The organism is Luteipulveratus flavus, from assembly GCF_029439465.1.
Lineage (GTDB): Bacteria > Actinomycetota > Actinomycetes > Actinomycetales > Dermatophilaceae > Luteipulveratus > Luteipulveratus flavus.
In genome coordinates this window covers 23210-36145 of the sequence record NZ_JAROAV010000001.1, presented here as the reverse complement: position 1 = coordinate 36145, position 12936 = coordinate 23210, and the positions used below count along the sequence as shown (strand labels likewise).

At 72.1% G+C, this 12936-nt stretch carries 9 protein-coding genes; 4 read left to right on the top strand and 5 right to left on the bottom strand.

Annotated elements, in window-relative coordinates; all coding sequences use genetic code 11:
• Nucleotides 1-35 precede the first annotated feature (35 nt).
• Nucleotides 36-587 carry an RNA 2'-phosphotransferase gene (locus tag P4R38_RS00175; RefSeq protein ID WP_275237266.1) on the bottom strand — a complete coding sequence of 184 codons (552 nt, stop codon included), beginning with the start codon at nt 585-587 and terminating at the stop codon, nt 36-38.
• A 230-nt stretch (nt 588-817) separates the two neighbouring features.
• Here P4R38_RS00175 and P4R38_RS00170 point away from each other — a divergent pair, with 230 nt between their 5' ends.
• The gene (locus P4R38_RS00170) at nt 818-1924 is read left to right on the top strand and encodes an epoxide hydrolase family protein (RefSeq protein ID WP_277190410.1); all 1107 of its coding nucleotides are present in this window, start codon (nt 818-820) and stop codon (nt 1922-1924) included.
• A 42-nt stretch (nt 1925-1966) separates the two neighbouring features.
• On the opposite strand, the gene P4R38_RS00165 is transcribed toward P4R38_RS00170, so the two are convergent.
• A complete protein-coding gene (locus P4R38_RS00165) occupies nt 1967-3538 on the bottom strand; it encodes an MFS transporter (RefSeq protein ID WP_275237268.1) in 1572 nt (523 codons plus the stop codon).
• Nucleotides 3539-3662: 124 nt separating this feature from the next.
• Nucleotides 3663-5234 (bottom strand): Na+/H+ antiporter, encoded by a 1572-nt coding sequence (locus tag P4R38_RS00160; RefSeq protein WP_277190408.1) that lies wholly within the window; start codon nt 5232-5234, stop codon nt 3663-3665.
• A gap of 278 nt (nt 5235-5512) precedes the next feature.
• Here P4R38_RS00160 and P4R38_RS00155 point away from each other — a divergent pair, with 278 nt between their 5' ends.
• From P4R38_RS00155 to P4R38_RS00145, 3 genes are read left to right on the top strand one after another with little or no spacing between them, the layout of a single operon-like run.
• Complete coding sequence (locus P4R38_RS00155; RefSeq protein ID WP_277190407.1) at nt 5513-6904, top strand: ABC transporter substrate-binding protein; 1392 nt, start codon at nt 5513-5515, stop codon at nt 6902-6904.
• Nucleotides 6901-7836, top strand: coding sequence for a carbohydrate ABC transporter permease (locus tag P4R38_RS00150; protein WP_277190405.1), 936 nt, complete (start codon nt 6901-6903; stop codon nt 7834-7836). The genes P4R38_RS00155 and P4R38_RS00150 overlap by 4 nt, the downstream gene beginning before the upstream one ends.
• Nucleotides 7836-8642 carry a carbohydrate ABC transporter permease gene (locus tag P4R38_RS00145; RefSeq protein WP_277190404.1) on the top strand — a complete coding sequence of 269 codons (807 nt, stop codon included), beginning with the start codon at nt 7836-7838 and terminating at the stop codon, nt 8640-8642. Before P4R38_RS00150 ends, P4R38_RS00145 begins: the two co-directional genes overlap by 1 nt.
• A gap of 96 nt (nt 8643-8738) precedes the next feature.
• Here P4R38_RS00145 and P4R38_RS00140 read toward each other — a convergent pair whose 3' ends face one another.
• Together P4R38_RS00140 and P4R38_RS00135 are read right to left on the bottom strand one after the other, a co-directional pair.
• On the bottom strand, nt 8739-10664 hold the full coding sequence (locus tag P4R38_RS00140; protein WP_277190401.1) for an ABC transporter ATP-binding protein: 1926 nt from the start codon (nt 10662-10664) through the stop codon (nt 8739-8741).
• On the bottom strand, nt 10661-12541 hold the full coding sequence (locus P4R38_RS00135) for an ABC transporter transmembrane domain-containing protein (protein ID WP_275237275.1): 1881 nt from the start codon (nt 12539-12541) through the stop codon (nt 10661-10663). The genes P4R38_RS00140 and P4R38_RS00135 overlap by 4 nt, the downstream gene beginning before the upstream one ends.
• Nucleotides 12542-12936: the final 395 nt, after the last annotated feature.

The window sequence follows — 12936 nt, the reverse complement described above, 5'->3', positions numbered from 1 at the left end:
CCGTGTCACGCAAACCCGGACGGCGGTGCCGGACCTCAGGGCAACGGCGTGATGAAGCGGGCCGGTACGCCGTCGGCCAGCCAGACGCGCGCGTTGCCGAGGTAGAACGGCACGCCCGCGGCGGCAGCGTCACCGGCTGCCACGCGCAGCAGCACCGGCGCGGCGTCTTTTCGCGCTCCCACTGCCTGGGCCATCTCGATGTCGACCGACAGGTGCACGTACTGCCGAGCCATCGGTCGCAGTCCGTCGCGGCGGATCGCTTCCACCGTAACCGGAGCCGTCCCGTGGAACAGCACCTGCGGCGGCTCCTGCCGGACGAGCTCGATGCGACCGGGCAGCGAGTGGCCGTACAGCGCGCGGATGCGACCGTCGCGGATCTCGTGCCGTTGCTTGGGAGCGGTGGCCACCATCGCCTCGACGTCCGCCGCCGTCACCGACCTCCAGTCCGGCTCGTGGCGCAACGCGTCGACCAGCGATCCCACCGGCGTCCAGCCCTGCTTGTCCAGCTCCAGCTCGTACAGCCACGGTTCGTGCCGCAGCGCGTGCGACACCGCCCGGCTGAGCGCCGTCGCGCTGATCGTCGTCATGCCGCCAGTCTTCAGGTGCTCGACGGCCACGCTCAACCGGATAGTCGGGCCGGATCGCTGGCTGCGACTACGGGCAGGAGGTGGGCCTTTGACCGCACTGACGATTCGGCAGGTCGATGACGCTACGCGGCGGCGGAGGCGACCGGACGTCGGCGGCGCGGCCGATCCCGCCCGGCTGTCGGAGGTGCGGCCTAGGTTCTTGCTCGTCAGCCAGGAGCCAGGGAGGCAGCATGGCGCAGGACTTCACCATCGACGTACCGCAGCAGGTCATCGACGACCTGCGCACCCGCCTGCGGGCGACCCGGTGGCCGGACGCGATCGGCGACGACTGGGAGCGCGGCACCCCACCGGACGCGCTGCGGCGGCTGGTCGACCACTGGGCCGGCTCGTTCGACTGGGCGGCGAGGCAGGAGGAGCTGAACCAGCTGGACCACCAGCGAGTCGAGGTCGACGGCATCGGGCTGCACGTCGTCCGCGCGGGCCGGACGGGCGCGACACCACTGCTGCTGGTGCACGGCTGGCCGGACTCGTTCCTGCGGTTCGAGCGGCTGATCCCGCTGCTGGCCGACGACTTCGAGCTCGTCGTGCCCAGCCTCCCGGGGTACGGGTTCTCCGACCGGCCGACCGAGCCCGGCACGGACGGCCCGCGGATCGCCGAGCTGTTCGCCGGCCTGATGACCGAGCTCGGCCACGAGCGGTTCGGCTATCACGGTGGCGACCTCGGCAGCGGTGTCGGCGAGGCCCTCGCAGCCGCGCACGGCGACCGGATGATCGGGCTGCACCTGACCGACGTCCCGTACTGGCACCTGTTCGCGGCCGACCCGTCGACGCTGAGCGAGGAGGAGCAGGACTACCTCCAGCGCGGGATGCAGTGGTCGCAGAGCGAGGGCTCGTACGCCCTGCAGCAGAGCACGAAGCCGCAGACGATCGCGTACGCGCTCAACGACTCCCCCGCCGGCCTGGCGGCCTGGTTCTTGGAGAAGTACCAGACGTGGAGCGACTGCGACGGAGACGTCTTCAGTCGCTTCGACCCCGACTGGCTGGCGACCAACCTGACCGTCTACTGGGCCACCCAGACCGCCGGCTCGGCGGCCCGTCTCTACTTCGAGAACATGCGCGGGATGGGCAACCGGAGCCAGGACAAGGTCACGGTGCCCACCGCGTTCGCGATCTTCCCGAAGGACATCGTCCCGGCGCCACGCACGTTCGGCGAGCGGTGGTTCGACGTCCGTCGCTGGACCGAGATGCCGCGCGGCGGCCACTTCGCCGCGTACGAGGAGCCGCAGCTGCTCGCCGACGACATCCGGGCGTTCTTCGGCGAGGTCGCCGAGCGCTGAGCGGCGGTCGGGCCGGCGCGGCAGCGCCTGACTCGGTGCCGCTCAGCGCTGGACGAAGTCCTTCTGCCGGATCAGGAAGAGCGTCAGCACGCCGGTGACGAACGCGATGACGACCGAGATGGCGATGATGTGGTTCAGCGCGTCGACGACCGAGCTGGTACCGACCTGGTGGACGAGGTCGTAGCCGCGCTGACCGGCGCGGGCGCGGGCGGCCTGCGCGGCGGCGCTCACCTGCCCGCCGGACAGCGCCGAGGTCAGCCCGTCCAGCGCGCCCGGCGGCACCTTGCCCTGCAGGCCGGACCGGGCGGAGTCCGCGACCTGCTGGCTGAAGATCGAGCCGAGCGCCGCGATCCCGGTCGCGATGCCGACCTGCCGCAGCGTGGAGTTCACCCCGCTGGCCATGCCCGACCGGTCGACGCTGACCACCCCGACGGCGGTGGAGGCCAGCGGCGGGTTGATCATGCCGATGCCGATGCCGCTGACCAGCAGGCCGGGGATCAGGTGCGTCCACGACGAGGTCGTCTCGATGCCCCGCAGCAGCAGGAGGCCGACACCCAGGACGAGGAAGCCCGGCCCGATCAGCCACTTGACCGGGACGCGCTCGGACAGCCGGCCGGCCACCGCGGCGGCGACGAACGACGCCCCGGACAGGAACAGGAACCGGATGCCGGTGCCGATCGGTGAGTAGCCGAGGACGTTCTGCACGTAGATGACCAGGAACGTCAGCAGCGAGAAGATCGACGCCGAGACGCCGAACGCCGCGATCAACCCGCCGGTGAAGGTGGGTTTGCGCAGCAGCCCGAGGTCGAACATCGGGTGCTGCTGGACCATCTGGCTGACCACGAACAGCGCGAGCAGCACCGCGGCGGCGACGAGGCACACGACCACGGTGGGCTGGGTCCAGCCGTCCTGCCCGGCCTCGATCAGCCCGTACACCAGGCACGCGAGCGCGGCGGTGAAGACGACGAAGCCGACCCAGTCCGGCCGCCCGGCCCGCGGGTCGTGCGACTCGCGGACCTTCGTCAGCGACACGGCGATCGCGACCAGGCACAGCGGCACGTTGACGAAGAAGATCCAGCGCCAGGACAGCCCGCTGGTGAGGACGCCGCCCAGCACCGGGCCGACCGCGACCGCGACCCCGGTCGTGGCGCCGAAGACGCCGAACGCCGTACCCCGGTCCTTGCCGTGGAAGGCGCTGGCCAGCAGGGCGAGCGCGGTCGCGAACATGGCGGCCCCGCCGATGCCCTGGAACGCCCGCGAGACCGTCAGCACCGTGATGCTCTGCGCCAGACCGCACGCGACCGAGCCGATGGTGAAGAGCACGGTGCCGATGACGAAGATGCGGCGGCGGCCGTACAGGTCGGACAGCGAGCCCGCGGTCAGCAGCAGGGCGGCCAGGCTCAGCGCGTACGCGTCGATGACCCACTGCAGGTCCGACAGGGACGCCGACAGCTCGGACTGGATGTCGGGGAGGGCGACGTTCACGATGGTGATGTCCAGCAGCAGCATGAACACGCCCAGGCACACCGCGGCCAGGGTCCACCACTTGGGGTCGGTCGTCCGCTCGGCGGACGGCGCCTCGGTGCTCGTGGCACCGACGGGCTGATCGGGCATCTCGCAGGCCTCTCAGGGGACGTGACCGTGGTCGGGGGGTCGGACGCGGTGCGCGTCGAGGGCCGGGCGCCGGCGGCGGCGACCGGGACGAATCCATAGGAACGCTACTCGCTCGGGGTGACAGTCAGCTGTCCAGCCGTTCCTCCTCCAGGTCCAGCTCGCGCTCGACGGCGTGCAGGGCGTCGTTGCCGATCTCGCCCTCGTCGCGCAGCCGGACGAGCTCGCGGCGCTGGGCATCGAGGATGGAGCGCACCGTCCGCTGGTACGCCAGGGAGCGAGCCTCGGCGTCCTCCTCGCCGTCGTCGGAGACACCGGCCCGCTGACGCAGCCGGCGACGGCGGAACTCGTACAGCCCGCGCATGCGTTCCAGCGTGTCCTCCCGGGTCCAGTCCTCCTCCTCCAGCCGGTCGATCTCCTCGACGGCGGCGGCCGCGGCGGCCTTGCGCGCGTGCAGCTCCTCGCGGGCGGTCACGCCGTCGTCCTGGACCCCGAGCAGCCGGATGACCCACGGCAGGGTGAGGCCCTGCCCCACGAGCGTCGCCCAGATGACGCAGAGCGCCAGGAAGATCAGCAGGTCGCGCTCGGGGAAGTCGGCCGGCAGCGCCAGCGCGGCCGCCAGCGACACCGCGCCGCGCAACCCGCACCACGACGTCACGGTCCTGGCCTGCCAGGTCGCCCGGCGCGCGCGCTGCACCTCGCGGCGGTCGAGCGTCCGGATGACCGCGGTGATGAACGGCGTCCACAGCAGGCGGACGGCGATCGTTGTCAGCGCCACGATCACTCCGAGCCGAGCCAGCTCGCCGACGTCCCGGTCCTGGCTCTCCAGCACCCTCGGCAGCTGCAGGCCCACCGACACGAACAGCACAGCGTTGAGCAGGAAGACCAGCGTCTCCCAGAAGGCACCGTTGCGCAGCCGGCTCGTCGCGGTGCTGACCGTCGGCGACCGGTGGCCCATGAGCAGGCCGCAGGTGACGGCCGCCAGCACGCCCGACAGGTGCAGCCGCTCGGCCGGCAGGTAGGCGAGGTAGCCGGCGGTCAGCGTCAGCACGACCCGCAGCAGCTGGTCCTCGCCGGCGTGCGCGAGCATCCAGTTCATGACGACGGCCACCGCCAGGCCGATCGCCACGCCGCCCAGGACCTCGCCGACGAACAGCCCGCCCGTACGCCACCACACGAACGAGGCGCCGCCGACGATGGCGACCGCCGACTGGTAGACGACCAGCGAAGACCCGTCGTTGACCAGCGACTCCCCCTCGATGACGGTCAGCGTGCGGCGGGGCAGCCCGAGCCGGCGGGCGATCTGCGTCGCCGCCAGCGGGTCGGTCGGCGAGACGATCGCGCCCAGGGCGAACGCCGCCGCCCACGGCAGGCCGTCGACCAGGGCGTGCGCGACCGCCGCCACGACCGCGGTCGTCGCCAGCACCAGGCCGACCGCGCTCAGCGTGATGACCCGCGCGCTGGCCCGCAGGTCCCGCACGGTCGTGGAGAACGCCGCGTCGTACAGCAGCGGCGGCAGGAACACCGACAGCACGAGCTCGGGCTCCAGCCGCAGCTCGGGCACACCGGGCACGAACCCCACCAGGCTCCCGCCGATGACCAGCAGGATCGGGTACGGCACCCCGAGCACCCTGGCCAGCGCACTCGCCGCCGCGACGAGCACGAGCAGCAGCACCACGATCGTCTCCACGTCGCCCATCCCTGTGCTCTACCCGCGGGTCAGGCAGGCGGTCAAGGCGATCCCCGGCGTCGCGCGTCCGCGCGCCGGCGTCTGATGCAGAAGGTTCGTGCGTCCGGGCGCACGATCCTTCTGCGCGTGGACCCCGCCCGCCGCCGCGACCGGCGCGAGCGAGCGTGGTGTCATTCGCGCGCAGCCGGGTAGAAGAACATCACCCAGCCCCGCTCCGCCCGCGGCCCCAGACGTACGACGGAGCACGCCACCTCGGTGGTCTCCGCACGTACGGGTGAGGACAGACGATGTCCGTCGACCCCTTCCGACCGCACTCCCGGCCCGGTGCCGCGAGTGCATCTCCCCCGACGCTCAGCCCGACGCGCCGTACGGTGCTCGCCGGTGCACTCGGCGCGCTCGCCACGCCGACCCTGACCGGCTGCGCCGGCCTCACCGAACGGGTGTCGGCGAACGCCGGCAGACGACGGGACCGCCTCAGCGTGCAGGTGTACGGCACCGACGTCGAGGTGGCGTTCTACGACCGGCTGGCGCGCCGGTTCGAGCAGAGCCGCCGCGGCGTCACCGTCGACCTGGTGTCCGTGCCGTTCAGCGAGGCGTCCGTCGGCATCGACGCCGCCCTCGCGTCCGGCACCGCCCCGGACGTGTTCCGCGTCGACTACCCGACCATGGGCGTGTACGCGAGCGCCGACCAGCTGCTCGACGTCGGGGACGCCCTGAGCGACCTGCGTACGGACATCTCGCCGGCGTTCCTGGAGGCGGTCAGCCACGGCGGCCGCATCTACGGCATGCCGCAGCACATCGACACCAGCGGCGTGGTCTACCGCCCGGATGTGCTGCGCGACGCCGGCATCACCAGCGTGCCGGACCGCCCGCAGGACGCGTGGTCGTGGGAGGAGTTCGCCCAGGTCGCGCAGCGGCTCACGGATAAGGCACCGGACGGACGGTCGGCGTTCGCGGTCAACTGGCAGGCGCTCGGCGCGTTCCGCTGGCTGAACTGGCTGTTCCAGGCGGGCGGCCACCTCTACGACGCCGACCAGAGCGCGGCCACCCTGGACACCCCTGCGGCGCGACGGGCGCTGGACTTCACCTCCTCCTTCTTCCGGAGGGGCTGGGTCCCCGACTCCACGTCCACCAAGGGCGCCACCTTGCCGGACGCGCAGTTCACCTCGGGCACGCTCGCGATGGTGCTCGCCGGCAACTTCCTGCTGCCGGCGTTCAGCGAGACGATCGGCAAGCGGTTCGGGTACGCCGTCACCTACCTCCCGCAGGACCACCGTGCCGCGGGCGAGCTGGGCGGCAACGCGCTGGTCGCGACGCGCGGCGCTGCCAACCCCGAGCTGGCGGCCGACTTCCTGGCCTTCCTCGGGGCACCGGCGCAGATGCGGGACTTCTGCCAGGCGTCGGTCCTGCTGCCGACCCGGTCATCGCTGCTGGCGCAGCGGCTGGACTTCGCCGTGGCCGACGACCTGATGCCGGTCTACGCCCAGCAGGTCCGCACCATCGGCGAGCGCGACGTCGCCGACGTGACGACCGCGACGTTCGCCGAGGTCAACCTGGCGCTGGCCAACGAGCTCGAGCAGTGCTTCCTCGGCGGCCGCTCGACCGGGGCGACGCTGTCCGCGCTCGCCGACGCGGTCGACCAGCCCGCCGGACTCAACGACGAAGGAGGTCGCGCATGACCACCGACGACGTACGACTCGTAGCGCCCGCACCCACCGAGACCACTGAGCCGCCACCGCCGCAGCGCCGCCGCATCCGCGTCCCGGTCGGGTGGCTGATGGTGGCTCCGAACCTGGTGCTGATCGGGCTGTTCCTGCTCGTGCCGCTGGTGTGGGCGCTGATCATGTCCTTCCAGGCCAAACGCTCGTTCGGTCCCGGCCACTGGTCCGGCCTGGAGAACCTCGGCCGGCTGCTCGGCGACGGCGTCTTCTGGCGGGCGATGCTCAACACGGGCATCTTCACCCTCGCCACCGTGCCGCTGAGCGTCGGGATCGGGCTGGGCCTGGCCCTGCTCATGAACGACGCACTGCCCGGCCGGGGCTTCTTCCGCACGATCGTGTACCTGCCGATCGCCGTCAGCACCTTGGTGACCTCGCTGGTCGGGCTGCTGCTCTTCGACGAGACGGTCGGGATCGTCAACGGCGTGCTGCGCGACCTCGGCCTGGGCACCGTCCGCTGGCAGAGCGAGGGGGGCTGGGCGATGGTCACGGTCGTCGTCATGACGCTGTGGTCGCGGATCGGGTTCGGGATGCTGGTCTACCTCGCGGCGCTGCAGGACGTCGACAAGCAGGTGCTGGAGGCGGCGGAGGTCGACGGCGCGGGGCCGTTCGCCCGGGTGCGGCACGTCGTCGTCCCGTGGCTGCGTCCGACCACGTTCTTCCTGGTCGTGATCAACCTGATCTGGTCGTTCCAGGTCTTCGACATCGTCTACGTCATGACCAACGGCGGACCGGGCTACTCCACCACGATGCTCGTGACGTACGCCTACGACGAGGGCTTCGGGGCCGCGCGCAACTTCGGGTACGGCGCGACGGTGGGGCTGGTGCTGTTCGTGCTGACGCTGGTGGTCACCGCCGTCCAGCTGGCCGTCAACCGCAGGAGGGAGGTCTGATGCCTCGCTGGCTGCGTTTCCTGGTGTGCGTGCTGGTGTGCGTCGTGTTCGTGCTGCCGCTGGTCGCGATGGTGGTCGTCGCCTTCACCCCGCGCGACCTGATCCTCGACGGCGGCGCCGGGCTGTGGCCCAGCCGGTGGACGACCGACAACGTCACCGGCCTGTTCGACCGCTTCCCGGTGTGGCAGTGGTTCCGCAACACGCTGCTCGTCGCGAGCCTGACGACCGTCCTGTCCGTCAGCGTCAACCTGGCGGCGGGGTTCGCGCTGGCCAAGCTGCGCTTCCGCGGCCGCGGACTCGTCTTCCTGATCGTGCTCAGCACGCTGATGGTGCCGGTGCAGGCGATCATGGTGCCGCAGTTCGAGCTGGTCGCCCGGATGGGACTGATCGGGTTGTTCTGGGCGGTGGTGCTGCCGTCGGCCTCGACCGCGCTCGGGGTGTTCCTGGCCCGGCAGTTCTTCCTCTCCGTACCGGACGAGCTGCTCGATGCCGCCCGCATGGACGGCTGCACGTACTGGTCGGCGTTCCGCCGGGTCGTGCTGCCGCTGTCGCGTCCGCTGATCGCGGTGATGGCGCTACTGGCCTTCATGACGCAGTGGAACGACTTCCTCTGGCCGCTCATCACGTTGCGCGACCCCGACCTGTACACGCTGCCGGTGGCCCTGAGCTTCCTGCAGGGTCAGTACGACGCGGACTACGGCGGGCTGATGGCGATGGCGCTGTTATCCTGCGTGCCGCTGCTCATCGTCTTCGTGGTGCTGCAGCGCTTCTTCGTCGCCGGCTTCTCCCGGTCCGGCATCCGCTGAGGGGAGGCGGAGCCACCGGCGTGTTGGGGGTCGTAAAGGGAGGTATGGCTCCCGCTACGACCACCAGAACGAGCCGCAGGCTCTCACCGGGGCGGCTCAGCTGGTCCAAGCCCGCCAGAGCGCGGCGTACTCGCCGTCCTCGCGGTCGACCAGCTCGTGGTGGCTGCCGAGCTCGACGATCCGACCGTCGATCACCACGGCGATGCGGTCGGCGTCGTGGGCCGTGTGCAGCCGGTGCGCGATGGCGACCACGGTGCGACCCTCCAGCAGCGCGTTCATCGAGCCCTCCAGGCTGCGGGCCGTACGCGGGTCGATCAGGGACGTCGCCTCGTCCAGGACCAGGGTGTGCGGGTCGGCGATGATCAGCCGGGCGAGCGCGATCTGCTGCGCCTGCGCCGGGGTCAGGACGTGCTGGCCCGAGCCGATGCGAGTGTCGAGCCCCTGCGGCAGCCGCTCCACCCAGTCCAGCGAGCCGACCGCGGCGAGCGCTGCGCGGACCGCCTCGTCCGGGGAGTCCTCGCGGGCGAGCACGATGTTGTCGCGCACCGAGCCGATGAAGACGTGGTGCTCCTGGGTGACGAGCGCGACTTCCGTACGCAGCAGCTCCAGTGGCAGGTCGACCAGCTCGACGCCGCCCACCGTGGCGGACCCGGTGCGCGGGCGGTTGATCCCGGACAGCAGGCGACCCAGGGTGGACTTCCCCGAGCCGGACGGGCCGACGACGGCCAGCCGCTCCCCCGTCCGCAGGTCGACGTCGATGCCGTGGAGCACGTCGTGGCCCTCGCGGTAGGCGAACCTCAGGTCGCGCCCGACCAGCGCCGGCCCGTCCGGGCGCGCGTCGGTCGGCTCGCGGTCCGGTGGGACCTCCGCGATGCCGAGCAGGCGAGCGGTCGAGGTCGCACCGACCTGCAGGCGGTCCAGCTCGCCGACCAACCGGTCCAGCGGACCGCTCAGCGCCTCCACGTAGAGGACGGCGCTGGTGATCTGGCCCAGCGTCAGCCAGCCCTGCGCGTACCCCCACGCACCGAACGCCAGCGTCGCGACGCGTGGCGTGTTGAACGCGACGTCGATGACGGTGAAGAGCAGGTTGCGCAGCGACATCGTGTAGCGCTCGGCCTGCGCCGACACCTCGATGTCGTCGTCGCCCTGTCGGACCCGGCGGCCGGACAGGCCGAGCGCCTCGACCGTCCGGGCGCCCTCCACGGTCTCGGTGAGCGTCGTGTTGATGCGCGAGTACGTCGAGCCCTCGGTGATGTAGCCGCGCGGCGCCCGGCGCAGGTAGCCGCGCACGGCGTACGCGCTGGTGGCGATGATCATCAGCGACGGCACGGCCAGCAGCACGGAGTTCGCCAGCATCGCGACCACCGACAGTGACACGGTGAGGATCGAGATGATCGCCATCGGGACGCCGAACTGCACCGAACGGCTCATCGTGCCGACGTCGCGGGTCACGCGGGTGACCAGGTCGCCGGTGCTGGCGCTCTCGACCTGCCCGACCGGCAGCCGCAGGATGACCCGGACGATGTACTCGCGCGCCGAGGCGAGCAGGTCCTGGCCGAACAGGGTCGAGGTGCGCTGGGCGAAGAACGTCAGCACCGCTTGCGCCGCGACAACCGCGACGACCAGCCAGGCGAGCGAGTCCAGGCCCGCGCCGTCGCCCTGCACGGTCCGGTCGACGAGGGTGCCGAGCAGGCGCGGGACGACGAGGCCGGCGCCCGCCGCGAGCGCGTTGAGGGCGATCAGCACGACGAACATCCGCCGCCGGCGCCCGATCAGGTCTCGGAAGAAGTCCAGGACGGCGCGGTCACCGGCGACCGGCCAGCCGCGCTCGGGATTCCGGGACGCGGCGTAGACGCGGTCCGCCTCCTCGCGCCGGAGGTGGTGCCGCATCCGCCAGGAGGCGACGCGCTCGCCGACGGACGCCTCGTCCGGCGGCCGCAGGCGCGGGTCGACCACCGGCGGGTCGGCGGAGTGGTCGGACCAGGTGTCCGCCGAGGTCGCGAGCGGGTCGGTGATGGTCATGCCTGCAGCTCCCCCTCGATCGTGCGGGCGACCACGGCCCGGTATGCCGGGTCGCCGCCCAGCAGGTCGTGGTGCCGGCCCTCGGTGACCACCTCGTCGTCCGCGAGCAGGACGACGTGGTCGGCGTGGTGCAGCCACAGCGGCGAGACGGTGCAGACGATCGTCGTCCGCCCGCGCCGCAGCTCGGCGACGCGCTCGGCGATCCGCGCCTCCGTGTGGGCGTCCACCGCGGACGTCGGCTCGACGAGGACGAGGACGGGCGCGTCGGCGGCGAGCGCGCGAGCGAGGACCACCCGCTGCCGCTGTCCGCCGGACAGACCACGGCCACGCTCGTCGAGCACGCCCTGCCAGCCGCCGGGCATGGCGTCGTACACGTCCTCGGCGTTCGCCGTCCGTAGCGCCTCCTCCGCCTGAGCCCGGGTGAGCCGGCGGTGCGGGTCGATCGCGTCCTGCAGGGTGCCGGCGAACAGCTGGCTGCCGGTGTCGCTGACCAGGACGGTACGGCGGACGTCGGCGAGCGCGGCGTCCGCGAGGTCGACGGTGCCGAGGCTCGCACCCCACGGGCCGCGGGTGCGCTCGGCGTCGCGGGCGGCGATCTCGGCACGTCGCCGGGCGCGCTCGGACTGCGCCCGGCGTGCGGCGCGTCCCTTGAGCCCGTGCTCCGGCTCCTCGCTCACGGGTTCGGTGTCGGCGGGCAGGTACCGGCCGAGGCGGTCGGCCAGCCGCGCCGACTCCTCCGGCGCGGCGCTGACGACGACGGTCAGCTGGCCCGGCCGGGCCGTGAACCCGGTGAGCCCGTCGGACAGGGCGGCCGACGGATCGAGGCGGAGCGGCTCCTCGCGGTCGCTCCACGGCGGGGCGGACTCGAAGATGGCGATCGCCTTGCGCGCGCTGACCATCGCGCGGGTGATCTTCTGCGCGAACTCGAAGAAGGTCCGGATGGGACCGATGAGGTACAGGCCGTACCCGAGGAAGCTGACGAGCTCGCCGATGGTGAGCCGGCCGGCGAGGACCTCGTGGGTGCCGAGCCACAGCAGGAGCACCAGGAAGACGCCGGAGAACAGCACGCCGAGGGCCTCGATGACCGCCTGCCAGATGCCCGCGGACACACCGGCTTCCCGGGCGCTGCGGGACTGCGTCGCGTAGTTGCGGCCGAAGGTGCGCTCGCCGCCGATGCCGCGCAGGATCCGCAGGCCGGCGACGATGTCGGTCGCCATCGACGTCAGTTCGGAGTTGCGGTTGCGCTCCAGCTCCTGGCGCCGGTGCAGCGGCCGCAGGAACGGCAGCGCCACACCGACCAGCACGGGCGCGGCGAGCAGGACGGTCGCGCCCATCACCGGCGAGGTCCACATCACGATGGCCGCGACCGCGAGGAAGGAGACGACCTGGGAGCCTGCGCGGGCGATGATCTCTGTCATCGCGCCGAACTCGTCGGAGTCGCTGGAGGCGACGCTGAGGATCTCACCGGTGGGCGAGCGTCGCGGCAGGACGTGACCCATCTGCGCGGCCTTGCGGGTCACCATCTTGGTCGTGCCGTACAGGCTGATCAGCCAGGTGCGGACGACGAGGGTGTGCAGTGCGATGCCGAACGCCGCGCCGACGAGGGTGAGCAGCAGCAGGACGACAGCGCCGACCGCGACGGCGGACGGGTCGTCGCCGACGATGCCGGCGTCGATCGACCGGCCGAAGACCCAGGGCCCGGCGATCAGCGGCAGCTGCCACAGGACGCCGAACGCCGTGCCGACGGCGACCAGTCCACCCTGGAACCGCAGCATCCAGAGCAGGAACCGGAACGGGCTGCGGGTGTCGGGAGGGCTACCGGCGCGCTCGCCCTCGGGGGACCAGAACGTCGTCACGGAGGGCGGGAAGTCACGCATGGCTCGACGAGCCTACGAGTCGCAGGCCGACCTCCGCGACCACGTTTCCGCCCCTCCGCTCGTTGAGCCACCCCTCGGGGTTGAGCCACCCCTCCGCGGGTTGACCCACCCCTCCGCTGGTTGAGCCGGCCCGGAGCGCAGCGGAGGGCCGAGTCGAAACCTGGTGACGCACGGGGAGAGCCGGCGCACGACAGACCGGGTTTCGACGCGGGTCTCGGCCGGCGCCTCGCCCCGGCTCGACCAGCGAAGGGTGTGTCCGGTGACGTGTCGCGCCGCATGAACGGCAGGGCATCCCGGACGACGTCGTCCAGGCAGCATCACCGGGCGCGCCCCTGGCCGACCCGGGTGGGCACCTGGGAGAGTCGGCGGTACGTCGTTGTCCCGCCTCCCGGGAA